Below are 24,183 nucleotides of genomic sequence, written 5' to 3'. Positions count from 1 at the left end.
CGGCTCGCGGATGCGGTGTCAGCGTCCCGTGCCCGCGTAGACGATCGCCTTGTCGTCGCCGTCGAGGCCGAACGCCTTGTGGACGACGCGCGCAGCCTCGTTGACCGTGTCCGCGCGGGTGACGACCGAGATGCGGATCTCGCTGGTGGAGATCATCTCGATGTTGATGCCGGCGTCGAAGAGGGCGGCGAAGAGCTGAGCGGAGACGCCGGTGTTCGTGCGCATCCCGGCACCGACGAGCGCGAGCTTGCCGATCTGGTCGTCGTACTGGAGCGACTGGAAGCCGACCTCCGGCTGCTCCGCCTTGAGAGCGGTGAGCACGCGCTGGCCCTCCGACTTCGGCAGGGTGAAGGAGATGTCGGTGAGGCCGGTGGCCGCAGCGGACACGTTCTGGACGATCATGTCGACGTTGGCTTCGGTCTTCGCGACGATCTTGAAGATCTGCGCCGCCTTGCCTGGCACGTCCGGCACTCCGACGACGGTGATCTTGGCTTCGCTCAGGTCGGTGGCGATTCCGGCGATGATCGGCTCTTCCACGGTTCCGTCCTTCTTTTTCGCGGCCTCGACCGCTGCTTCGTTGAGCACGAGCGTTCCGTCGTTGTTGTTGAACGATGAGCGCACGTGCAGGGTCACGTTGTGGCGACGGGCATATTCCACGGCGCGAATATAGAGGACTTTCGCACCGGCCGCGGCCAGTTCGAGCATCTCTTCGCTGGTGATGCGGTCGATCTTGCGCGCGTTCGGCACGACGCGCGGGTCGGAGGTGAACACGCCGTCGACGTCGGTGTAGATCTCACAGACCTCAGCGCCGAGCGCGGCGGCGAGGGCGACGGCGGTGGTGTCCGAGCCGCCGCGGCCGAGCGTGGTGATGTCTTTGGTGTCGCGGTTGAAGCCCTGGAAGCCGGCGACGATTGCGATGGCACCCTCGTCGAGCGCATCCCGGATGCGGCCGGGCGTCACGTCGACGATGCGGGCGGCGCCGTGCTGCGCGTCGGTGATCATGCCCGCCTGGCTGCCGGTGAAGGAGCGCGCGTCGTATCCCATGCTGCGGATCGCCATGGCGAGCAGCGCCATCGAGATGCGTTCACCGGCGGTGAGCAGCATGTCCAGCTCGCGCGGGGCGGGGATGGGGGTGACGTCGTGGGCGAGGTCGAGCAGCTCGTCTGTGGTGTCGCCCATCGCCGAGACGGCGACGACCACCTCGTTCCCGCCTTTGCGGGTCTCGACGATGCGCTTCGCGACGCGCTTGATGCTCTCTGCGTCTGCGACGGACGATCCGCCGAATTTCTGCACGATGAGGGCCACTGATACTCCTGGGATAAGCCGGAAACCCCATCCTAGCCGCGATCACATACGCCGAATCCCATATGACGCCGCGGTGAGGACGAGCTCAGGAGATGAGCCGTCTGCCCTCGAACGCGCGCCCGAGAGTGACCTCGTCCGCGTACTCGAGGTCGCCGCCGACGGGGAGTCCGGAGGCGAGCCTGGTCACGCGGATCTCGAGCGTGGTCAGCAGCCTGCTGAGGTAGGTGGCCGTGGCCTCGCCCTCGAGGTTGGGGTCGGTGGCGATGATGACCTCCTGCACGGTGCCGTCCGCGAGGCGCTGCATGAGCTGCCGGATGCGCAGGTCGTCCGGCCCGACGCCGTCGATCGGGCTGATCGCACCGCCGAGCACGTGGTACAGCCCGCGGAACTCTCTGGTGCGCTCGATCGCGACGACGTCTTTCGCCTCTTCGACGACGCAGATCAGCTCGGGGTTTCGGCGTGGGTCGCGGCAGATGGTGCAGGTCTCCTGTTCGGAGACGTTGCCGCAGATCTCGCAGAACCGCACCTTGTCGCGCACTTCGAGCAGCACCTCGGCGAGCCGGGTGACGTCGAACGTCTCGGTTTGCAGAATGTGGAACGCGATGCGCTGAGCCGACTTCGGGCCGATGCCGGGAAGCCGTCCGAGTTCGTCGATCAGTTCCTGGACGATACCTTCGTACACGCGTTACCTCGACCCGGCAGGCGGGGCTGCCTGCTCTTCGATGAAGGTGGCGCCGAGGATCTCGCGCACCACCGCTTCGCCGTACCGCTGCGGCTGCTGGAACGTCGGCGTGCGCGCACCGGCCGCCTGCGAGGTGCGCGCTGGACGCTCCTCGACGCGGCCACTGGATGCGGGGGCACCGGAGGCGGGGGCACCGGAGGCAGGAGCACCGGAGGCCGGGCCAGTGGATGCGCGCTGCTGGGCCGACCCGGAGGATGCCTCGCGCACCGAGTCCGGCATCGGTGGTTCGTCGGGGGCGCTGACCGCCCACTCGCCTTCCGGCTCCGCGGGGAGCGGCGGCTCGTACGGCGGCTCGGTCTCTGGCGGAGGGACGTCGTCGTGCGGGTAGTCGTCGCGCTCCAGCGTCGCGACCGCGGACGGAGCGGATGCGGGCGTTGCCACTGCCGCTGGCGCTGGCGCTGGCGCTGGCGACGTCGCAGCGGTAGATGCTTCGACGATGTTCGACGCGCCGCCGGGGATGCTGACGACAGCCCACTCCGTGGTGACGGCGGGTGCGGCCTGGGCGGCGGGCACGGACGGCGGGGATGCTGGAGCGGCCGAGGTCGCAGATGCCGCAGGAGCGGACGCTGCAGGAGCCGCGGACGAAACGAACGCCGCAGGAGCGGACGCGGACGGCGTGGATGCCGCAGGAGCGGACGCGGCTGATGGATTCGACCCACCACCCGCAGCAGGACCACCCGCAGCAGGACCACCGGCCCCTGAACCGCCGGGACCCGGACGACCACCGCCGGAGGGACCGGCGCCTCCGCCCTGTGCTCCGTCCGCACGCGCGATGAACTTCACACGGATGCCGAGCAGGTCGACGATGGCCTGGCGCAGGTACTCGCTCACGCCCTTGGTGTCGGAACCCTGTTGCTGTTTGAAGCTGGCCACGTCGTTGTCGCTGGGGAACGACAGCGTGAGGACGTCGTCGTTCAGTGAGCGGACCTGCGCGGTGAACACGACCATCCACGCGCTGCGCTTGGCCCGCTGCACGGCATCAAGGATCTGCGGCCAGGTGTCTTTGACCTGTTGCGTCGTCACCGGGCCGACCGGTGCGGGTGCGGGAGTCGCCACGGGAGGGGCGGGCTCTGCGGCCGTGGACGCGGCCTGCGAAGCGGGCAATGCCGCGGTGGCGGTCTCCTCTGCCTGCGCAACGGGTGCGCCACCCGGCGCAGCAGAACCGGCCAGTCCCGCCGACGCAGCCTGCGCCTCAGCCGCCGAGCCCGACGTCGCGGTCGAAGCCGCAGGCGCCGCCGAACCAGCAGCCGCCGCCGAACCAGCAGCCGCCACCGAACCAGCGGGCGCCGCCGAACCAGCGGGCGCCGCCGAACCAGCGGGCGCCGTCGCCGCAGCGGGCCGCGGCGCGGCCTGCGGAGTCACGACAGCGGGCTCGATCGGCGCGGGAGCCCCCGCACCGCCGCTCCCGCCCGTGGCGTCGCTCACGCCGACCCGGCGTTCCAGGCGCTCCACACGGGCAAGGGCGCCGCGCTCGCTCGCGTCGCTCGACGGCACGAGAACGCGCGCGATCATCAGTTCGAGGTGCAGCCGGGGCGACGTGGCCCCCGTCATCTCCGTGAGAGCAGCGTTGACGATGTCGGCCGAGCGCGACAGCTCTGCCGCTCCGAACTTCATCGACTGCACGCTCATCCGGTCGAGCTCGTCCTGGGGAACGCCACGGAGCACCGCGGCGGCGCCTTCTGCGCTGGTGGCGGAGACGACGATGAGGTCGCGGAGTCGTTCGAGCAGGTCTTCGACGAAGCGCCGCGGGTCCTGGCCGGTCTGCACGACGCGGTCGACGGCGCCGAACGCCCCTGCCGCATCCCGTGCTGCGATGGCGTCGACCACCTCGTCGAGCAGGGCGGCGTGCGTGTAGCCGAGCAGAGCGACGGCTCGCTCGTATTCGACCGAGGTGCCGTCGGAGCCCGCCATCAACTGGTCGAGGAGCGAGAGCGTGTCGCGCGGCGAGCCTCCGCCTGCGCGCACCACGAGCGGGAGCACGCCCGGTGCGACCCGCACGCCCTCTGCGTCGCAGAGCGTCTGCACGTATTCGAGCATCTGGGCGGGAGGGACGAGCCGGAACGGGTAGTGGTGGGTACGGGACCGGATGGTGCCGATCACCTTCTCCGGCTCCGTGGTCGCGAAGATGAACTTCACGTGCTCCGGCGGCTCCTCCACGATCTTGAGCAGAGCGTTGAAGCCCTGCGGCGTGACCATGTGCGCCTCGTCGAGGATGAAGATCTTGTAGCGGTCGCGGGCGGGCGCGAAGATGGCGCGCTCCCGGATGTCGCGGGCGTCGTCGACGCCGTTGTGGCTGGCGGCGTCGATCTCGACGACGTCGAGCGATCCGCTGCCGTCGCGGCTCAGCTCGATGCAGCTCGAGCACTTTCCGCACGGCGTGTCCGTCGGACCCTCCGCGCAGTTGAGGCAGCGGGCCAGGATGCGGGCCGAGGTGGTCTTGCCGCAGCCGCGCGGGCCGCTGAACAGGTAGGCGTGATTGACCCGGTTGGTGCGCAGGGCCGTCATCAGCGGCTCGGTCACCTGCGACTGCCCGATCATCTCGGCGAAGGTGTCTGGCCGATAGCGGCGATACAGTGCGGTAACCACCCACTCATGGTACTTGCCGCCGCCGACATTCGGTCGTGAGGAGCGGATCGGAACAGAGCGGATCTCCGCCTCAGTGGCCGGGGACGCTCGACGGCTCGGAGAGCGCCTCCAGGATGCCGTTCCAGAGCTGCACCCTCGCATCCTCCGTCGGCTGCGCATACGGGGCGGCGGGGAGAAAGAGCGGGGTGTACGGCGGAGCGTAGAACAGGTGCGTCGCGTTCGCCGCGCGCACGTACACGTCGCCGACCCTCGTGCCCCTGGTGGCGATTCCGGCGCTCATCCACGCGCATCCATTGTCCAGTTGCTCGTCGCGCCCCGCGCAGCCGAGCACGATCGGGCCAGGGATGCGGGAGAGGTCCAGCACGTTGGGCCGGCTGGTGTCGCGCGTGCCAGACGCGCACGGCACCCAGCTCCCGCCGACCGTCACGGCCGGGTTCGGGACGGGCGAGTTGCAGATCAGCCCTGTCGTGCCGCCCGGCGCGATGGCGCCGTAGACGAGCTGGGGGTATGCCACCGCCGTCCACAGGGCGAGCTGCGCGCCTCTGGAGGCGCCGAAGGTGAAGATCCGCTGGCGGTCGACCCCCGGCTGCGAGCGCAGCCAGGCGATCGCGGAGAGGAAGCGCTCGGCGGGGAAGGTATGGGACGGATCGAGCTGCCCCGCCGATCCGAAGGTGGAGAGCGCGAGCGCCGGGTAGCCGTTGGCGGCGAGCTGGGAGGCGGCGATGACGCCCGTCGGCGTCCCGGTGTCCGTCCCGTCGAACACGATCACGGCGGGGCGGAGCGCGACGTCCTGGGTCTTCGGCCGGAAGTAGTCGCCGCTGATGCCGTCGTCGAAGACGGCGCTCGACGTCGACGCCGAGGAGAGTCCGACCCGCACGACGGTGGTCTGGGCGACGCGACGACCTCCGGCGACCGCGGCCAGCCCCACCCGCAGCGTGGATGCACCCCACATCTCGGCGGAGGACGCCGGAGCACCGGATGCGCTGTGCAGCGACCAGAACAGCCCCATCCCGTCGACGCCGGAGAAGGGAGCGTCGATGGGCGCCTGGCTGTCGAGGTCGATGGCACCGTTCGCCGGCACGAGGTAGTCGGCGTGGGACGACCAGACAGCGCCGTCGCGCACCGTGGCCGTGATCGTCACCCGCTGACCGGGAGGGAGCGATGCCAGTTTGATTCCCACCGGCTGCCAGACCGGGCTCGGGTTCTGGCTCACCACGAATCGCGGGCCGTCCTGGTGCGGGCTTCCCGACGGCTGCGCGCACCCGGCGAGCGCGGCGACGACGGCCAGCACGGCGACGACGGCAGCGATCCTCACACCCGCCATCATTCCACCGCCCCCTGCAGTGCGGAGAGGGCATCCACCCAGAACGCGCTCCGCGCACGCTCCGTCGCCTGCGCGAGCGCCGGCGTGAGGTCCGACAGCCCCACCGGCACGATCGGCGGCGTGCCGATCGTGTGCCCGCTGCCGACAGCACGGAGGAATTGGTCGTCGGCCCGGACGCCTCTGGCCTGCTCCCCCGCCGTCATCCAGTCGCACGCGTTGGACAGGATCTCGTCCTTCGTCCCGCACGCCAGCACGACAGGGCCGGGGATGCGGTCCAGGCGGAGCGAGGGCGTATCCGCGATCGTGCGCACCTGGCTCTCGCACGGCACAGGGTCGCCGTCGCTGGTGAGCGGGGACGCTCCGCCAGAGGCCGTGCAGAGCAGCGCTGTCGGCCCGCTCGCGGCGATGGCGCCGTACACGGCGTACGGTTCGGCTGCGGCGAACCAGAGGGCGAGCGGCGCGGCCCGCCAGGTTCCCCAGACGAAGATGCGGGACGCATCCACCTCCGGCTGCTCGGCGAGCCAGGTGCGCGCAGTGTCGAACGATTCGACGCTGAGGGCGGACGATCCGGGGATCTGCCCTGTCGGCCCGAAGGACGGCAGCACGAAGGCGGGGAACCCGTTGGCGGCGAGCTGCCCCGCCACGAACGCACCGGACGCTCCTCCGTCGTCGCCGTCGATGACGATGACCGCCGGGCGGGACTGCACAGTGGGCGGGTCGGGCGCCAGGTACGTTCCGATGCGCCTGTCGAACACCGTTCCTCCGATGTCCTCCTCCCTGTCCGTTCCGCTCAGCAGGTCCCGCGCGAAGATGTCTCGCGTCGAGCTCGCTGAGCGGTAGCCGGTGCGGTGGAGGGTCTGCGAGGCGACCTCGCGGCCGTCCTGCTCCGCCGCGAGCCGGATGTCCACGTCGCCGCCTGCCCACGTCTCCTCCAGCGCGCTCTGACTGAGCGACGGTCCCGACATGCTCCAGAGCAGGGCGGCGGGGTCGTCACCGTCGTACGGGGCGAGCAGCGGCTTCGCCCTCCACAGGTCGATCACGCCGTTGGGCGGCACCGCATAGACCGCCTTCGACGTCCACACCCCGGATGCGGTGTGCGCCGTCGCCGTGAGCACAGCGTCGCCGCCCGGCCGCAGCCCCACCACGGAGAGGATGACAGGATCGGACATCCCGGAGTGGAGCAGGTCGACCACGAACCGCGGCCCGATCGACCGCGCCGGGCCACCGCATCCCGCGAGGACGGCGACGGCGAGCAGCGCTGCGGCAACCGCCGCCGGCATCCGCCACCCGCGTGCGCGCATCAGGCCCGCCCCGCCCGCAGCAGCACGTTCAGCACGGCGTCCCAGAACGCGATCCGCGCGTGCTCGGTCTTCTCGCCCCTTCGACCGTCCTGGAGGGCGATCGGCAAGCCGGGCGGCACCATCGTGGCGTGGGTCGCCGTGCTGTCCCGCAGGATGACGTCACCCGCCCGCGTGCCCCTGGTGGCCATCACGGCGTCGAGCCAGCCGCACGCCGACGGCAGCTTCTCGTCATGCACGGAGCAGCCGATCACGATCGATCCGCGCAGCACGGAGAGCGGAGGCGTCGCCGCATCGTTCACGAGCATCGGGTCGATCATGCAGCCTTCCGGCACGCCGCCGTCGAACAGCGGCCCCACCGCACTGGACGGCAGGCAGATCAGGGCCGTCGCTCCCCCGGCGGCGAACACTCCGGCCAGCCTGTCGGGGAATCGCGCAGCAGCCCACAGCGCAAGCTGCTCCGACTGGCTGGTCCCGTATGCGAACACCTGCCGCCCGTCGACGTCCTGCCGATCGTCGAGCCAGTCGAGCACCCCGGCGATCGTGTCAGCGTCGACGATCGAGGTGAGGCGCACGCCGTCCGCAGAGCGCGTCGTGGGCACGACGAACACGGACGCCCCGAACAGGGACAGCAGCGGAGCGACGAAGTCACTGGATGCGCCGGGAGCCGGGTCGTCGAAGACCACGACGGCCGGGGTACGGGGCCGCTCGATCGACCGCGCGCTGTAGAAGGTGCCGACCCGCACGTCCTCGTGCGTCTGGGTCGGGATGCGCGGGGCCGTCCCTCCCGACCGCGCCGCCGTGGCCGCGAGCAGATCACGGGTGAACACCGTCCTGGTGCGCACGTCTGCGCCGATCCCCTGCAGGCGGAACGTGCGAGCGGCGATGGCGCGGCTGCCGTCGAAGGCCGTGACGGTGACGGGCGACACGTCGCGCATCCACTGCTGCGCGAGCGCCTGCTCCTCGAGCTGAGGACCGCGCAGCGACCAGAACAGCCCGGCAGAGTCGGGTTCGGAGAAGCGGGAGAGCTGCGGCTTGGCCGCGGCGAGATCGAGAGTGCCTGAGGCGGGCACCGTGTATGTCGCCGACGAACTCCAGACGCCACGAGCCGTGCTCATCCTGGCCTCCAGTCGCACCCGGCTGCCCGGCTCTGCGCCGACGAGCTGGAGCGGAACCGGCCAGAGCACGGAGGTGTACCGGATCAGCGGAGGCGTGACGAACCTGGGCCCGGCCGACACGGCGCTCGACGTGCATCCCGAGAGTGCTGCGACAGCGGCGAGCGCGAGCACGGCGACAGCGGCCCGGACAGCGCGGGCAGGTCCCGCACCGCGCGCAGCACGCGCAGCGGCGAACCGTCCTCGCACCGTGCCGCTCCGCGCGTGCATGACATCACCGCCGCCGGTCGCCGGTCACCCGGCGGCTGAGGCCCCCGGGTCTCCGCCGATCGCCTGCACCGTCTGGCGGGCGATCTCCAGTTCCTCGTCGGTGGGCACGACCAGCACCGTCACCGGCGAGTCGTCGGTCGAGATGATCCGCGCCTCCGACGACCTGCTCGCATTGCGCTCCTGGTCGAGAACGATGCCGAACGACTCCAGCCCGGCCAGGGCATCCGCCCGCAGCGCAGCGTCGTTCTCGCCGACCCCCGCCGTGAAGGTGAGCACGTCCAGGCCGCCGAGGAGCGCCGTGTACGCGCCGATGTAGTGCTTCAGCCGGTGCACGGTGGTCGCCAGAGCGAGCTTCGCAGCCTCGTCGCCGTCGTTGGCAGCGCGGCGCACATCCCGCATGTCGCCCGTGCCCGACAGCCCGAGCAGACCGCTCTTGCGGTTGAGAAGCTCGTCGAGGCCGTCGATGTCGAGGTTCGCCCGCCTGGCCAAGTGGATGAGGACGGCAGGGTCCAGGTCGCCCGACCTGGTGCCCATCACGAGACCTTCGAGCGGCGTCATGCCCATCGAGGTGTCGACCGACCGTCCGCCGTCGATCGCGCACGCGGACGCGCCGTTGCCGAGGTGAAGCACGATCTGCTTCAGTTCCCCGAGCGGACGTTCGAGGAATGCGGCGGCGGTCTCCGACACGTATTTGTGCGAGGTGCCGTGGAACCCGTACCTGCGCACGCGGTGACGCTCGGCGAGCTCCGCGTCGATCGCGTAGGTGTACGCCTCAGGCGGCAGCGTCTGATGGAACGCCGTGTCGAACACCGCGACGTGCGGAACGTCGGGGAACGCCTTCTCCGCCGCCCGGATGCCCTGCAGGTTGGCCGGGTTGTGCAGCGGGGCCAGATCGGCGAGGTCCTCGATGTTGATCTCGACCAGCGGGGTCACGATGGTGGGCTCGAAGAACCGCTTGCCTCCGTGCACCACGCGGTGGCCGACGGCGACGGGCGGATACTCGGTGAGACTCGGCCCGTCCGCCTCGAACGCCTCGATCATCGCCTGGAACCCGGCTGTGTGATCCGGGATCTCCAGGCTCCGTTCGCTTGTGCCGTTCGGGCCGCGGTGCGTGGTGTGCCCCGACCGCTCTCCGATCCGCTCCACGAGGCCGCTCGCCAGGGGCTGCTCGGTGTCGAGGTCGATGAGCTGGTACTTGAACGACGACGATCCGCTGTTGATCACGAGGACGGCGCTCATGCGAGACCCGCCTGGATCGCGGTGATGGCGACGGTGTTGACGATGTCGTCGACGAGTGCGCCTCTGGACAGATCGTTGATCGGCTTGCGCAGCCCCTGCAGCACCGGCCCGATCGCCACGGCGCCCGCGCTGCGCTGCACCGCTTTGTAGGTGTTGTTGCCGGTGTTGAGGTCGGGGAAGATGAAGACCGTGGCACGCCCTGCCACCTGCGAGCCCGGCAGTTTCGCCGCGCCGACCGCCGCATCCGCTGCCGCGTCGTACTGGATGGGACCGTCCACCGCCAACTGCGGCGCCCTCTCGTGCACGAGGGCCGTGGCCGCCCGCACCTTGTCGACGTCGGCGCCTGTGCCCGACTCGCCGGTCGAGTACGACAGCATGGCGACGCGCGGCTCGATGCCGAACTGCGCGGCCGTCTCCGCCGACGAGATCGCGATGTCCGCCAACTGCTCCGCCGTCGGGTCGGGGATGACCGCGCAGTCTCCGTAGACGAGCACCCGGTCGGCGAGCGCCATCAGGAAGACGCTCGACACGACAGACACCTCCGGCCGGGTCTTGATGATCTCGAACGCTGGGCGGATCGTGTGCGCGGTGGTGTGCGCCGCACCGGACACCATGCCGTCCGCGAGGCCGAGATGGACCATCATCGTGCCGAAGTAGGAGGGGTCCGTGACCGTGTCGGACGCCTGCTCCAGTGTGATGCCCTTGTGCGCTCTGAGCCGCGCGTACTCCTGAGCGAAGCGTAGCCGCAGCACGTCGTCGAACGGGCTGAGCACCTCGGCGCCGGAGATGTCGACGCCGAGCTCGATGGCCCTGGCGCGCACTTCGAACGATTCGCCGAGAATCGTGAGCCGTGCCACCCCGCGGGCGAGCAGTGTCGCCGCGGCCCGCAGGATGCGGTCGTCCTCCCCCTCCGGCAGCACGATGTGCTTGCCAGCGGCGCGGGCCCGCTCCAGCAGGTCGTATTCGAACATCAGCGGGGTAACCACATCCCGCGGGCTCACGTCGAGCCGCTTGAGCAGCGCATCCGCATCCACATGGCGCTCGAACAGCGCCTGCGCCGTGTCGTATTTGCGCTGCGAGTCGGCGGCGAGCCTGCCGCGGGCGTGCGTGATCCGCACGACGGTGTCGTAGGTGCCGAGGTCGGTCTCCACGATCGGCAACGGGGACCGGAGGCCGGAGAGCAGCCGCTCGATCGGCTCGGGAAGCTCGAAGCCACCGTTGAGAACGATTCCGGCGATGGAGGGAAACGTTCCGGATGCGTTCGCCAGCAGCACCGCGAGCAGCACCTCCGTGCGGTCGGCGGGGACCACGACGACGGAGCCCTCGATCAGCCGAGGCAGGACGTTGTTCATCGACATGCCGGCGACCACGACGCCGAGCGCCTCGCGCGCCAGCAGCGCCTCGTCGCCCGCGATGAGGGTGGACCCCGTGGCCTCCATGATCGAGCGCATACTCGGGGCGACGAGGAACGGGTCCTCCGGGATCGCCCACACGGGCGCCCTGTCACCACTCGGCGACACCCCGACAGCCTGCTGCACGGCGCTGATGACCTGGTCGAGGTCGTCGGGGTCCGCACGGTTCGCGACGACCCCGAGCAGAGCGACGTGCTCGTCGCGCAGCTCGGCGACGGCCAGCTCGGTGAGCTGTTTCATGTCCTCCGCGCTGCGCGGCTCCGCCTGGCCGAGCCGCTCGCCGAGGCCCTGACCGACCCGGCCGCCGAGGACGAGCAGCACGGGAGCCCCGAGGTTGGCGGCGATGCGCGCGTTGAACCGCAGCTCGGTCGGGCTGCCGACGTCGGTGTAGTCGGAGCCGAGGATGACCACGGTGTCGCAGCGGGACTCGACCGCCCGGAAGCGGCGCACGATCTCGGAGAGGGCGGCATCCGCATCCAGGTGCACGTCGTCGTAGGTGACTCCGATGGCCTCCTCGTAGGCGATATCGGCCGTTTCGCGCTGCAACAGCAGTTCGAGAACGTAGTCGCGCTCCGACGTCGACCGCGAGATGGGACGGAAGACACCCACCCGGCCGACCGCGCGGCGAAGCGCTTCGAGGACGCCGAGGGCGACAGTGGACTTGCCGGTGTGTCCCTCAGCGGACGTGATGTAGAGAGATCTCGCCACGACTCAGACGACCCGCTCGATCGCAGGGACCGCGTACGTGCCGTCGAGCAGCTCCTGCTTCGGCGCGTACAGGCGCAGGATGGGACGGAACTCGCCCTCCGGCGCCGGCAGCCAGTTGGCCGCCGCCTTCTCGTCGGCCGGTCTGGTCGCGCTCATGGTGATGGTCAAGCCTCCGTCGTCGTCGTACACGATCCCTCGCGTCCTGTCCCCGATCGAGTACCGCGCCGCCTGGTTCTCGACGAGGTAGAAGTTCGGGAGGTCGTACATGGTGATGGACCAGAATGCGCCGACGGGCGGCGTGGGATGCAGGCGCAGGGTGTACGTGTGCTCGCCGGTGAGCGCATCCCCTGCCGCATCCAGGTAGGTGAAGAAGTACGCGGCCTCGTAGCCGTGGTTGCCCCAGAGCCCGGCGAGCGCTGCCGCCGCCCTGGTGGCATACCTGGTCTTCGCGTCCGCGTGCTTCCAGGCAGGATCGTCGAGCGTGCCCACCTCGAAGAAGTCCAAGTTGTAGTCGAAGATGTGCAGGTTGACCAGCCAGTTGTTGACGTACGGTCCGTCGCCGGAGCGCACGGCCATCTCGAGCGCCTGCTTGCCCGCCGCGTATCCGACCTCGAGCGCCTCCCGCACCTCGGCGGGCGCCTCCGCGACGGTGTACGCGCTGGTCAGCCCGAGCTCGCCGTACGAGTCGAGGGCCGCCCTGTCGCGTTCGGCGGGCGGGAAAGCGAGCGCCCAGACCCTCAGCCTCTCGAAGAAGTCGAGCGCCTCGCTCAGCCCTCCGGCCACCACGGGGATGCCCTGCGGCGGCGTGAGCGATTTCCGGATGGGCGTCAGCGTCAGCGAGTTCTGCAACTCCTCGACGGCGGGCAGATCCTCCTCGCCGTCGCAGGCCCAGCGTCCGACGATCACCGCAACGCGCGTCGGGAACCGGATGACGGTCACACCGTCCGCCTCAGGGCCGCCCTCCCACTCCGGGGGCACGAGCAGGAAATCGCCGCGACGGTTGCCGGTTGCCCTGGTGCCGACATACGCGAAGTTGTTGGTCCACGCATCCACGAACTGCAGCACGTAGTAGCGGTCTCCCGCATCCGGGACGCTCAGCAGGACGGGACCGACGCTCAGGTCGACGGGCGCCATGGAGTAGACGGTGTCGTTGTTGATGGAGACGAAGGTGTCGCGCGGGTTCGCCAGCGCGCGAGCGTGAGAGAACGAGTTGAGCGAGGCGGGAGGCAGAGACCCGATCCCGCTCGTGGTGAGCCGCAGAATCTGCTCACCATTGAAGACGAGCGGAAACCCGAAGACATACGCCTCAGAAGCCAATTCGCTCAATTGCCCGGTCATCCAGCACCTCACTCCATCGGCGGATCTCGATCCGCCCTTCTACAGAGTGTAGAAGAGCGGCTGTGCTCCTCCCAACTGTACGCGGAACACCCTGACCGGCAGCAAAGAAAAAGACCCCTCACGCACCCGCCAGAGCCCGGTTACCCTTGCTGCGTTTCCGCCCTGGGGGAGTTGGCCTGGATGGCGCCACGTGAGGAGCCGGAAACCAGTGTAGCGGGTCAGACTGGGAGCCCGTGGCACAGAGCACCCCCTAAGACCCGGTAGGATACTTCGTGGCCGTTGCTCCCGCGGGAGCGACACCGCCTCAGGAGAATTCGCCTAGTGGCCTATGGCGCACGCTTGGAAAGCGTGTTGGGTGCAAGCCCTCGGGGGTTCGAATCCCCCATTCTCCGCCATTTTTCCAAGACATTGAAGGCCCCGAGATCCGCGCAATTACGCGGAAGTTGGGGCTTTTGTTCTTAGTTCAGGCGCCCGGGTTTGCTCTCCGTGCCCACACTTTGCCCACATTTTTCTGATGCCCACCCTCATTGAGGCGCATCGCAACCTCATCGAGGTCGTCGTCGAAGAGGTCGGCGTAGGTGTCGAGGGTCATCGCGGCCGACTTGTGACCGAGCATCCGCTGGACGGCTTTGACGTTGGCTCCGGAACTGACCGCCAGGCTCGCGGCGGTGTGTCGGAGGTCATGGGGCGTGAGTCGCTCCAGGTCGGCGCCGGCGAGAGCAGTCAGGAACCAGGACCGCTTGTTCTTGCTGGCGCTGGGGCGGCGGAGGAACCCGCCAAAGCGGTCGGCGAAGACCAGGTCGTCTAGGCCTTTCCCGGCGCACAGGCGAGCGAGTGGTTCCGTGAGGAAGTCGGGGAACGGGACCGAACGCCTCTCCCATGACTTGGGCACTCCCTCGACCACGTTTCCATTGACTTCCGTAGCAGTGTGATTGACCTCCAGCCGGCGCCGCTTCATCGCGACATTACGAACCCGGAGGCCCGTTGCTTCGGCCCAACGAAGCCCGCAGTAGGCAAGCGTCATCAGCAGAGTCGCCTGCATGTCGGTCTCGGCCGCCTCGGCGAAGCGGATGACCTCTTCGTGTGTGAGGTATCTGCGCGCCTTATTCGAGTGTTTCTGTGGGGCTCCGTCCGCGCCGCGAGCGACGTTCTTAGCGATCCGACCGTCTTTCAGCGCGACATCAAGGATGCCGGCGAGCACGCCGAGTGCGCGGAGCACGACGGTCGCCGAGCGCGGTCTCGTAACATCCGATGTCCACGCAGCTCGCGGGCTGGACGTGGCAGACCCCTCGCCCATCTCCCGGATCCATTGCGCCACGGCGCTTGGCCGTATGGCGCCGACAGCCGTCGTTGCCCAACGTGGCTCAACATAGACGCGCCACGACGTCTCAATCGAGTGAAAGCTTGAGGGCTTCATTGCGTGCCGCTTGTTCGCAAGCCAGCCGAGAGCGAGTTCACCCACAGTGATCCGTGATGCCTTCGGATCGACGAATGAACCTGCCGCCTTGGCCACTTCGACGTTCGCCAAGTAGAGCTCGGCGTCGCGCTTGGTCTTGAAACCTCGTTTATCTGTCTGACGGTGTTCGGGCGTTCTGTAGCGCACACGCCAGCGGCGCCCACCGTTGGTGTCGTACGGCGTGACAGTACCCATATCGCTCCCCTCTCACTTACAGGTTCCGGATTCGAAGTTGATTCGGCGCGCAAATCCCAGAACACTCGGGCGCACTTGGGAGGTGGCAGCAAAGCTCGACGCAGACGGGATCGCTGCATTCAACGCGCTCGTCCTTCGGTCTGGACAGCACTTCCGTGCCAGTATCAGTTCATGACTGAGGGGGAGGGTTCACCTCCGGCGGTGGCTGCACCACGCATTGCGCCGGACGAATACGACATCGCGGGCCGAGAGTGGCTCGCGTCGGCGAGCCGGAAACTCTCCCACCGAATTCATCCGTTGCTGGCGTCGGTTCCAACTGTCACCGTCGCTGAGCTCCCACACGATGCGTCCGATGAATCTGACGCCGATACGAATCGCACGTCAGGCAATTACAGACCGATCAAGGTGGCATACGAGTGGATCGTCAGTGTCGATACCGCCCTCAATTTCGACCTGGACACTTTTCTTAGCGAGGTCTACGGACTAGCCGACTCATTTGGATCGCAACTTTCGAGCGGCTTCATTTCGTTTGCAAGCGACACCGCGAAAGCGGCAGGACAGGAGATCGACGCATCCGATAAGGACATCTTCGACGCCCTCGCCGAGATGATGGAGAAGCTCGAATTCAGCTTCGACGAAAATGGCAATCACAACATGTCTCTTGTGATGCATCCCGACACGGCCGAAAAGCTCCAGGGACGTCAGCCTACGGCGGAACAATCAGCGCGCATCGATGACATCATCGCGCGTAAGCGTAAGGAGTGGGATGCTTCGCGGCGTCGTCGAGAACTTCCTTGATTCGCTCACCGAACGCGAATTCGACGCTCCCCTTCTCGCCCTCTTGTCTGCCCAAGGGTTTACGGATATCCACTTCATTCACGGCGCATTCGAGTTCGGGAAAGACGTGATCGCCAAGCGCCGCGATAGCGTTACAGGCGGGCAGAAGCAGTACGCGATTCAGTCCAAAGCAGGCGACATTGGCCAGTCGTCGTGGCGTGAGATACGCCCACAGCTTGAGGAGGCCGAGTACAACACACGCGCACATCCGAATTACGACGCTTCACTCCCTAGAGTTGCAGTCCTGCTGACCACTGGCCGACTAAAGGGCGCTGCCGCTGTCGACGCTCAGGAGTACAAGGCCAGCGCCAAGAGTCGCGGAGTCGCGGAGTTTGAAATCTGGGATCGCAAAACTCTTGCCGATTGGATGAGCGACGACCCGTCGACCGGTTTGCTCGGGAGCCCGACATCCACGGCGCTGATGACGCTCGTTGCTGCGATTGAGTCCGGCGAAATGGATGAGCCAAGACTGGAGCGGTTCACTCGAACCTGGATCGAAGGCGACGGAACCGTTTCGACTCGGGCCGCGATCGAGTCTGCGGTAGTTGTTAATTCATTGCGTCGCGGCAAGAGACTCGATCTGGCCGCGTTCGTCGCTTTACATCTCGTTCGCGCTTCCGTCGCTCATACCAGCGAGACCCCGAATCGATCGGGCATCTACTACGCCGCACTGAGGCTTTTTGCCGGGATCGCCGCGGAAGTGCTCGACGAAATCGAACCGCTATTGCCCGACCCTTCAGCGTTTGCCAGAGCAACCTTTCGACCAATGGCGATTGTCGCCTATCAGGTGGTCTGCTGCAGGACGGCGGAGCTGATCGCACTATTGGCGATATCCACCGAGGACGAGCTCCTTGCGGAGCGCGCGGCGAACGCCGCGCACCTTCTTGCCAAGCACCCGGGAGCGGCTCGCCCCGTCTCGGACCAGTTCGCAGTGTCACTGCTACCAGTCGCGATGGTGCTCGGCGCGAAGAACCCGGCCGCAGCAATCACATATGTTCGATCGATCGCCATCTGGCTGCTTGATCGATACGACCCTGACAAGGCTGGTTTAGGTCTCGCTTCCATTGGCGAACCAGAGCTAGTCGCAGTGGAACGACTACTCGGCGGTGCTTTTGACGTCACGGAAACCACTCGGCGGCCTTCGAGCTACCTGGTGAGTGTGGTCATGGATCTCTGCATTCTCCTGGGTGCAAGAGACCTTTATGACGTGATGCTCGACAACTTGACTGCCCTTCGAATTACTCCTGAGATGGAAGCCGCTAATGAGAACAAGGCTCATTGGCGGCGAGGCGGAGACGGGGTGCACCCACATCCTGTGGTGACTTACCAGGCTTGGGGCTCACCGCTTCCGCCCCATCATCAATGGACCGTCGACGCGACGGCTTGCGACGCTATGCTCCTAACCGCCTCCTGTCGGAGCCGGCACTACCCATCAATACTTCGGGCCTGGCTAGCCAACCCACCACCGGTTCTCGGCGCCACCACGAGCGCCTAATCGGCTGCTCTGTCGCAACCACGCTTACCGTGTCATCGCCTCGGAACCCGTCCGAGCGGCCCCTTGCACTTCGGTCCCTACACCGCAGAGTCGCCTGCTGTCGAAGACATGCTTGCCATGTATTGCGGCTCATCAGCACCTGGGAGGGCGTGGGATTCGAACTCTAGCCAAGGGTCTTGTGACGTCAGGGGCTACGAGCAAAACCGCAGAATCTGGCTGGTCCTTGACGCTCCTTGACCTCGCTCGACACTCTCTGGCTTCGCCCAAGTGTTGTCAAAGTGTTGTCACGCCGACCGCCCGACGGGACACACGCCGAAGGCGCTCCATGCAACAGAAGCAGCGCCGCCTCCGTGGGCTCCACTAAGCATCCGCGTGTCGCTTGCCCGCGCCAGCGCCACCGGCCTCATGCGTCTTGACGCGCGTATCGGAGGGCCGACTCCGAAGGGATCAGTCGTCGTCGAAGTCGACGTCCTTGCCGCGCACAGCTGCGATCGCTTTGACGATGAGCTGGATCGCGGCGATGGCGATGAGGGCGGAGACTCCCAACGCGAGGACCGGGTCGAGCCAATAGAGCCCGTCGGTGACCAGGATGATCGCTCCGGCGACCGCGATCGCCGCGGCCGCTGCCGCATCGGCGAGTGCGTCGATGAGGACCGACCGCATGTGCAGGTCTTCCCCCGCTGCGGAACGGCCGAGGACGAACGCCCCGGCGAGCATCACGATCATCGTGATCAGGCTGACGATCACCATCGGCAGCCCCTCGACCGATGGCGATCCCTCCCGCAGCCGGGAGATGGCCTCGATCGCCACGATCACCGTGATAGCCAGCAGCAGGGTCGCGTTCACCAACGCGGCGATCGCAATCGGTCGTTGCGCGTGCGGATGGTCGGGATCCCGGTCGCGCAGCGTGATCGCGATCAGACCGAGTACAAGGGCGAAACAGTCGGCGACGGTATCGCCGGCAGCGGCGAGCACACTGACTGAATGCGCGAGCAGGCCCGCGATGACCAGCCCGATGATCAGCGCAAGGTTCAGCCCGAGGACGATCAGTATCCGACGATGCTGACTCCACCTCGGTGCACCCACCGTCGAGTTGGGCAGGGAAGGATTCGTCTCGTCGGACACCCGAGCATTGTTTCATCCCGTCCTGACGGGTCATCGAGTACCGTCATCAGGTGACCGACCTCTCCCCGAGACTGCGCCGATCCGGAATTGGACTGGAAGTCATCACCCTCGCCTGGAACGTCGTCGGCGTCGTGGTCCTGGCGATCCTCGCCTACCAATCCGCGTCCGTCGCCTTGCTCGGCTTCGGGTTGGATAGCCTGATCGAGATTGGCGCCAGCATCGTCGTGATCTGGGAACTCACCGACACCAACCAGGCGCGGCAACACGTCGCGCTGCGCCTAATCGGGTGGGCATTCATCCTCATCGCCGCCTACCTCCTCATCCAAGCCGCCGTCGCGCTGATCCTGCGCCACCACGCCACCCCACTGATCGGCGGGATCGGCTGGACCGCCCTCACCGCGTTGGTCATGTTCGCCCTCGCCTGGGGCAAATGGGTCGTCGGGAAACGCTTGGACACTCCGGTCCTGCTCACCGAGGGACGCGTCACCCTCATCGACGGAATCCTCGCCACGAGCGTCCTGCTCGGGATCGTGCTCGACTACACACTCGGCTGGTGGTGGGCCGACCCCGTCGCCGGCCTCGTCATCGTCTTCTACGCCGCCCGCGAAGCCATCCACATCTTCCGCGAAGAACCCACGCCCGAAGCTTGACCAACCTGCCGCTCACATTCGCGGTGAGCCCTCAGGCCATCATCGTGCTCAGGTGCCGGAACAGTTGCCGGGCGATATTGCGCTTCAAGCTGCGCCGAACCTCGCGTTTGCTCTTGCCCTCCGCCAGCCGTCAAGACAGATGCTCGCGGGTGGGCGGATCGCAGCTCAATCGGACGCGGGTGATCGCGTCCAAGGCCCCGTTCAGCTGCCGGTCGCCATGCCGGTTCAGCCGATGCCTGGCCGTGTTCCCGCTCGACGCTTCCAGCGGTGACGGTCTGGCCAGGGCCGCGAACGCGGCCTCGCTACGAAGCCGTCCTTGATGCGAGTAGCCCGCCATAAGGATCGCCCCAGGGACAGCACCGACTCCGAGCAATTGTTGCAGCCCGGGCGCGAGTTCGTGAACATGAGCGGCGAGGGCTGCCTGGTTCTCAACAAGCTGCGCGGAGAGGGCCTGAACCGAGACCGCCAGCCGGCGGGCCTCCTGCCGGATCGTTGCCGTTGCGGCGTCGTCGTTCGCGCGCTGCCGCCAGCCCGTGATCTCCTTCACCTGAGTGTCGGTGAGCGGCTTGCGGACGTCGATGCCGAGGTCGAAGCTGCGCAGCAATGCGGTCAGCGCGTTCCGCTCCGCAGTGTGACATGTCCGCTGACGACTGGCGCCCTCGATAGAGTCCGCTTGACTCTGAACGGACAGTGTCCTAGTGTTTCCCGCACGGGAAACTCGTTTCCCCGTCGGGAAACCGCCTCTCAACGACGAAGGACCTCCGATGCCCCAGGAAAAGAACCTGCCCATCAACGAACCAACGCTGATCGGCGTTGCCCAGTCCGTGACTGTGGCCGATCCGACAGGATCGTTCTCTCTTTCAACTGAGCCCGAGACGATGCAGCGTCGCCTCTGGTTCCTGTTCCCGCTGGTCGCGCTCGGCGCTTCTGCGGTCTCGGGCGGTGTGAACAGTGCGCTGCTCGCCAAGCTCATCGCGAGCTTCCCTGGTGGCGAAGAGGTTGGGGCTGCGGCCACGCTCGGCCTCGCCCTCTCACTCTCGGGCCTCACCTATCTCCTGGCCGGTCCCATCGGCGGCATCCTCTCCGACAAGACCCGCACCCGCTTCCTCGGGCGGCGCAACCTGTGGGTGCTTATCGGTGCCATTGCCGGAGCGATCTCGCTGGTCGCACTCGGCACGTCGAATACGGTCCCGATGCTGATCGTGCTTGCGTCGGTGGCCACGATCCCGATCAGTGTGATCCTTGCTGCGTCCGGCGCCGTCGTTCCTGAGCGCGTCCCACTTCGCTCACGTGGTCGCATCTCGAGCCTGAACGGCATGATGGGGCTCATCGGCTCCGGGCTGGGAATTGCTGCGGCCGCTCTTGCTCCCACGATCTTCATCGGTTTCGTGATCCTCGCCGTACAGCTCGTGGTCTTTTGCGCGATCTTCGCCTTCTTCACGCGCGACGTGCCGGTGTCGGAGCTGATGACCAAGGAGCAGGCCGCCGGCATGGTGAAGCCGAAGTTCCCGACGCCGAAGAGCCACCCCGACTACTGGCTGACGTTCGTCGCGCGCGGCCTGGCGTTCATGGCATTCGGGCTCGCAACGGGGCTCCAGCTCTACGCCCTACGCGACTACTTCAAGGTCGGCGACCACACGACAGCTGCGGCCAGCCTGGTCCTCCCGCAGATCACGATCTTCAGCACGCTCGCCCTTGCCATCGCAGCCCTTGCCGGCGGGTTCCTCGTCGACAAGTTCGGACGAATCAAGCCGTTCGTGATCGGATCATCGCTGCTCTTCATCCCCGGGGCACTCATCCTCGCCCTGGTCCCGACGCTTCCGGGCGCCTTCATCGGCTTCACGATCGTCGGCCTCGCCTTCGGCTCGTACATTTCGGTTGATGGCGTGCTGATGACCCGCGTCATCCCGAACAAGACCAATGCAGGTCGTGACCTCGGACTCCTCAATGTCTCGGGGTCGGTGGGCAGCATCGCCGCACCCGTACTCGCCGGCGCCCTGGTCGCATCAACTGGGTACGGCCTGGTGTTCCTGCTCGTGATCGTCGCCGGCGCGCTGGCGAGCGGGTGTGTCATCTTCATCCGGAGCGTCCGCTGAGCTGCACATAAATCGGCTCGCGGGGTCGGCGGGGCGCAGTGCGCCTAGCCGGCCCCGTCCCGTTCCTGAGCATTTCCTTGAATGTTTCCCGTTCGGGAAAGAAACACTTGCGCAGCCCGCTTAATTACGACACTGTTTGTTACGTAATTGGAATCGCCGATTCCCCGCCAACGCATCATGTCGCACGGACGAAGTCGGCCAACACGAAGGAGATCCGAAAATGGGTGACCGACTGAAGGGCAAGGTCGCGATCGTGACCGGTGCCGGAAACGGCGTCGGCAAGGCGTGCGCGTTGTCCCTGGCCGCGGAAGGTGCGCGCGTCGTCGTCAATGACCTCGGCACGAGTGCTGCGGGCACAGGCATGAGCTCGGCTGCGGCCGACGCGACCGTCGCCGAGATCATCGCAGCAGGCGGCGAAGCGGTCGCGAACTACGACTCGGTGGCCGACCCGAAGGGCGTCGCGAACCTGGTGAAGACCGCTGAAGACGCGTTCGGGCCGGCGGACATCGTTCTGGCCATCGCGGGCGCCGTCATGAACGGACAGATCGACATCAGCGATGAGCAGTACTACAAGCTGCTCGACCTGTTCCTCGGCCAGAAGTTCTGGTTGGCGCGCGCCACCGTTCCCGGCATGGTCGAGCGCGGCTACGGCCGCTTCATCTCGGTCGCATCAGAGGGCGCGCGTGGCGGCGTCGGGAACCCGGTGTTCGCCGCAGCGATGGGTGGCACGGTCTCCATGATGAAGGGCCTTGCTACCGAGCTCGCCGGCACGGGTGTCACCGCGAACACCTTCGCCCCCGGGGCGTCCACTCGCACCTACGAACTGATGCTCCCCGAGCTGGAGAAGGCGCACGCCGAGGGCCGGCTCTCCGAAGAGATGTTCGCTGCCGCAAAGCGCGGTCCGGGGCCGGTCGAGCATGTCCCGCCGATCGTCACGTGGCTCACCACGGACGCGGCCGCGAACGTCTCCGGAAAGGTCTTCCACTCCGGTGGCGGCAAGGTCAGCGTCTGGTCCGAGTACCAAGACCTCAACACGATCAGCAAGGGCGACCCCTACGAGAACGACCCGTACACGCTCGACGAGCTCGACGTGCTCGTTCCGGGAACGGTCCTCAAGTAGAAACGGCTGGCGGGAGGCGCGCCGATTTCCGGTCGACGCCTCCCGCCGACATACTCACACCATGCCCGCAGGACGCCCCCGCAGCGAAGCCGCGCAGCGCGCGATCCTCGACGCGACCCGCGCCGAGTTGACGCAGCACGGCTACGACAAGCTCTCGATCGACCGCATCGCCGCATCCGCCGGCGTATCGAAACCGACCATCTACCGCAGGTACGCCTCCAAGAGCGCCCTCGTCGCCCACTGCCTTCTTGAGGGATACGTGCTCACGCCCGCCCTCGAAGTGAATGACAGTGGCGACATCCGCGACGACCTCACCACATGGGTGCAAAAGTTCGTGACGATCACCAAGGATCCCCAGGCCGTCGCCTTGATCCGTGCGGCGGGAGCAGCTGCCTCCGAAGACCGCGATATCGCCCGCGGCTTCCAGCAGCAGCTCAACACGCTCGCGCGAGAGGCTCTCGCCGAGCGCCTGAATCGAGCCGAAGATGCGGGGCAGGTGCGAGGCGGAACGCCAGCCGAGACGATCGCCGAGGTCATCGTCGGCGCCCTGCTCTATCGGCTTGTCACGCACGAAGAGGTCACGATGGGGTTCGCCGACGACCTGACCAACACCATCCTGAACGGCATCCTGCCGGAGACCCAGCCGTGAGCATCAAGGGCCGAGCCGCCCATGCCCTCCTCGCCCGCATCGGACGCACGAACCAATCCCGCGTACTTCCCACCGAACCGGGTGATCTCGTGTTCATCGGTGACGGGCGGGCGAACGGCGGCAACTGGCCCGAATGGTTCCCCGAACTCACCGTTCGCACTCTCGGAGATCTGCTTCTGCGAGTCGACGAGCTGTCGCCCCTGCTCCCTTTCGTCCGGCAGCCCCGAGCGCTCGTGATCCTCACCGGCACCGGCGATCTGCTCGGGCTCGGACGCTCGGCCGATCCAGAACGCGTCGCCGGCAATGTCGCAGAACTCGTCTCCCAAGCGCGCCGTACCGTCGCGCCCGCTCCCGTAATCGTCGTGGGAGTTCCGCCGCGATCCGACCTCGGGCCTCTCGCGACGACGTACAACCACCGCGCAGCTCGCCTCGTCACCGAACGCGGCGGGATCTTCGTTGAAGCACCCGAAATCCCTCAGCGAACGGGCGAAGGGTATTTGGTCTCACTGTCGTCCTGGAGCGCCGGCGTCTATGCGTCGATCGCCTCCGCGATTGCGCCCCTGATCGATACCACTGTTATGCCACCTACGGCAGTTCCGATGGACCCGCCCGCGGTAGGTGGGATAACCGAACGCTCCCGGCAACTCCGAGCGACCCTCTTCGGAACGCTCCCGCGACCCAGAGGATCCATCGTCCTGCTGGGGGACAGCATCACCGAAGGAGGGGTGTGGGACGGGTGGCTTCGCGGACTCCCGGTCGTGAACCGTGGAATCGGTGGTGACCGCATCTCGCAGATGATCGACAGATTGGATACGGCCATCGATGCGCCGGCCGGCGTCTCGATCCTGGCTGGGACGAACGACCTCCGCTACGCCGGCGACCGGGAACCCGACGCCATCGCCGATCGATTCGAGCTCCTCCTCGAAGGAATCCATGACCTCGCACCCGACGTGCCGCTTGTGATCAATTCGGTGATGCCTCGGCAACGCAAGTACGCCGACCGGATCCGCCGTCTCAACGATCGATATCGCGGCATCGCAGCATCCGCGGGTGCAACCTTCCTGGACCTCTGGCCGATCCTAGCAACGCCGCGAGGGTCCTTGAGGCGTGACCTCACTACGGACGGGCTGCACTTGAACACGGCCGGATATCGCGCGTGGACAAGCCGGTTGCGGCCCGCCCTCGAGTCCCTCGTCACCGACGCGAAAGGGTCAACCCGTTAG

At 67.2% G+C, this 24,183-nt stretch carries 19 protein-coding genes, 1 tRNA gene and 1 other RNA gene; 8 read left to right on the top strand and 13 right to left on the bottom strand.

What is annotated here, in order from left to right; translation table 11 throughout:
* Positions 1-18 precede the first annotated feature (18 nt).
* From ACYVGI_RS15975 to ffs, 10 genes are all read right to left on the bottom strand, one after another.
* Positions 19-1,305 carry an aspartate kinase gene (locus ACYVGI_RS15975; RefSeq protein WP_055890507.1) on the bottom strand — a complete coding sequence of 429 codons (1,287 nt, stop codon included), beginning with the start codon at positions 1,303-1,305 and terminating at the stop codon, positions 19-21.
* 85 nt (positions 1,306-1,390) lie between these two features.
* Entirely contained in the window at positions 1,391-1,987 is a 597-nt protein-coding gene (recR, locus tag ACYVGI_RS15970) for a recombination mediator RecR (RefSeq protein WP_055890505.1), read from the bottom strand.
* A 3-nt stretch (positions 1,988-1,990) separates the two neighbouring features.
* Complete coding sequence (locus ACYVGI_RS15965; RefSeq protein ID WP_460633581.1) at positions 1,991-4,633, bottom strand: DNA polymerase III subunit gamma and tau; 2,643 nt, start codon at positions 4,631-4,633, stop codon at positions 1,991-1,993.
* 70 nt (positions 4,634-4,703) lie between these two features.
* The gene (locus ACYVGI_RS15960) at positions 4,704-5,957 is read right to left on the bottom strand and encodes an acyl-CoA thioesterase/bile acid-CoA:amino acid N-acyltransferase family protein (RefSeq protein WP_460633809.1); all 1,254 of its coding nucleotides are present in this window, start codon (positions 5,955-5,957) and stop codon (positions 4,704-4,706) included.
* Positions 5,957-7,258, bottom strand: coding sequence for an acyl-CoA thioesterase/bile acid-CoA:amino acid N-acyltransferase family protein (locus ACYVGI_RS15955; RefSeq protein ID WP_460633580.1), 1,302 nt, complete (start codon positions 7,256-7,258; stop codon positions 5,957-5,959). Before ACYVGI_RS15955 ends, ACYVGI_RS15960 begins: the two co-directional genes overlap by 1 nt.
* A complete protein-coding gene (locus ACYVGI_RS15950; protein ID WP_460633579.1) occupies positions 7,258-8,640 on the bottom strand; it encodes an acyl-CoA thioesterase/bile acid-CoA:amino acid N-acyltransferase family protein in 1,383 nt (460 codons plus the stop codon). Before ACYVGI_RS15950 ends, ACYVGI_RS15955 begins: the two co-directional genes overlap by 1 nt.
* Before the next feature lie 24 nt (positions 8,641-8,664).
* On the bottom strand, positions 8,665-9,879 hold the full coding sequence (locus ACYVGI_RS15945) for an acetate/propionate family kinase (RefSeq protein WP_460633578.1): 1,215 nt from the start codon (positions 9,877-9,879) through the stop codon (positions 8,665-8,667).
* Positions 9,876-11,999 carry a phosphate acetyltransferase gene (gene pta, locus ACYVGI_RS15940; RefSeq protein ID WP_460633577.1) on the bottom strand — a complete coding sequence of 708 codons (2,124 nt, stop codon included), beginning with the start codon at positions 11,997-11,999 and terminating at the stop codon, positions 9,876-9,878. The genes ACYVGI_RS15945 and pta overlap by 4 nt, the downstream gene beginning before the upstream one ends.
* 3 nt (positions 12,000-12,002) lie before the next feature.
* Positions 12,003-13,337, bottom strand: a complete 1,335-nt coding sequence (locus ACYVGI_RS15935; protein ID WP_460633576.1) for a DUF1254 domain-containing protein — start codon at positions 13,335-13,337, stop codon at positions 12,003-12,005.
* A 106-nt stretch (positions 13,338-13,443) separates the two neighbouring features.
* An RNA gene (ffs, locus tag ACYVGI_RS15930) (signal recognition particle sRNA small type) lies at positions 13,444-13,540 on the bottom strand.
* 104 nt (positions 13,541-13,644) lie between these two features.
* Between ffs and ACYVGI_RS15925 the strand changes: the two genes are divergently transcribed.
* Positions 13,645-13,732 (top strand) — tRNA-Ser (locus tag ACYVGI_RS15925).
* Positions 13,733-13,800: 68 nt separating this feature from the next.
* Here ACYVGI_RS15925 and ACYVGI_RS15920 read toward each other — a convergent pair.
* Positions 13,801-14,988 (bottom strand): site-specific integrase, encoded by a 1,188-nt coding sequence (locus ACYVGI_RS15920; RefSeq protein WP_460633575.1) that lies wholly within the window; start codon positions 14,986-14,988, stop codon positions 13,801-13,803.
* A 171-nt stretch (positions 14,989-15,159) separates the two neighbouring features.
* Here ACYVGI_RS15920 and ACYVGI_RS15915 point away from each other — a divergent pair, with 171 nt between their 5' ends.
* The gene (locus tag ACYVGI_RS15915; protein WP_460633574.1) at positions 15,160-15,786 is read left to right on the top strand and encodes a hypothetical protein; all 627 of its coding nucleotides are present in this window, start codon (positions 15,160-15,162) and stop codon (positions 15,784-15,786) included.
* Positions 15,755-17,320, top strand: coding sequence for a hypothetical protein (locus tag ACYVGI_RS15910; RefSeq protein ID WP_460633573.1), 1,566 nt, complete (start codon positions 15,755-15,757; stop codon positions 17,318-17,320). Before ACYVGI_RS15915 ends, ACYVGI_RS15910 begins: the two co-directional genes overlap by 32 nt.
* Before the next feature lie 447 nt (positions 17,321-17,767).
* On the opposite strand, the gene ACYVGI_RS15905 is transcribed toward ACYVGI_RS15910, so the two are convergent.
* A complete protein-coding gene (locus ACYVGI_RS15905) occupies positions 17,768-18,445 on the bottom strand; it encodes a cation diffusion facilitator family transporter (RefSeq protein WP_460633572.1) in 678 nt (225 codons plus the stop codon).
* Between the two features lie 50 nt (positions 18,446-18,495).
* Between ACYVGI_RS15905 and ACYVGI_RS15900 the strand changes: the two genes are divergently transcribed.
* Complete coding sequence (locus tag ACYVGI_RS15900; protein WP_460633571.1) at positions 18,496-19,095, top strand: cation transporter; 600 nt, start codon at positions 18,496-18,498, stop codon at positions 19,093-19,095.
* Between the two features lie 130 nt (positions 19,096-19,225).
* Here the strand turns inward: ACYVGI_RS15900 and ACYVGI_RS15895 are convergent, their stop codons facing one another.
* A complete protein-coding gene (locus ACYVGI_RS15895) occupies positions 19,226-19,699 on the bottom strand; it encodes a transposase (protein ID WP_460633570.1) in 474 nt (157 codons plus the stop codon).
* Between the two features lie 160 nt (positions 19,700-19,859).
* Here ACYVGI_RS15895 and ACYVGI_RS15890 point away from each other — a divergent pair, with 160 nt between their 5' ends.
* The 4 genes from ACYVGI_RS15890 (at position 19,860) to ACYVGI_RS15875 (ending at position 24,183) form a co-directional block, all read left to right on the top strand.
* Entirely contained in the window at positions 19,860-21,191 is a 1,332-nt protein-coding gene (locus ACYVGI_RS15890) for an MFS transporter (RefSeq protein WP_460633569.1), read from the top strand.
* Positions 21,192-21,411: 220 nt separating this feature from the next.
* Entirely contained in the window at positions 21,412-22,311 is a 900-nt protein-coding gene (locus tag ACYVGI_RS15885; protein WP_460633568.1) for an SDR family NAD(P)-dependent oxidoreductase, read from the top strand.
* A 61-nt stretch (positions 22,312-22,372) separates the two neighbouring features.
* Positions 22,373-22,960, top strand: coding sequence for a TetR/AcrR family transcriptional regulator (locus ACYVGI_RS15880; RefSeq protein WP_460633567.1), 588 nt, complete (start codon positions 22,373-22,375; stop codon positions 22,958-22,960).
* Positions 22,957-24,183: a GDSL-type esterase/lipase family protein gene (locus ACYVGI_RS15875; protein ID WP_460633566.1), complete on the top strand. Its 1,227-nt coding sequence runs from the start codon at positions 22,957-22,959 to the stop codon at positions 24,181-24,183. Before ACYVGI_RS15880 ends, ACYVGI_RS15875 begins: the two co-directional genes overlap by 4 nt.

The organism is Leifsonia lichenia (assembly GCF_054780215.1).
The sequence above is the reverse complement of the archived record's forward strand: the minus strand, read 5'-3'. Positions and strand labels throughout refer to the sequence as shown.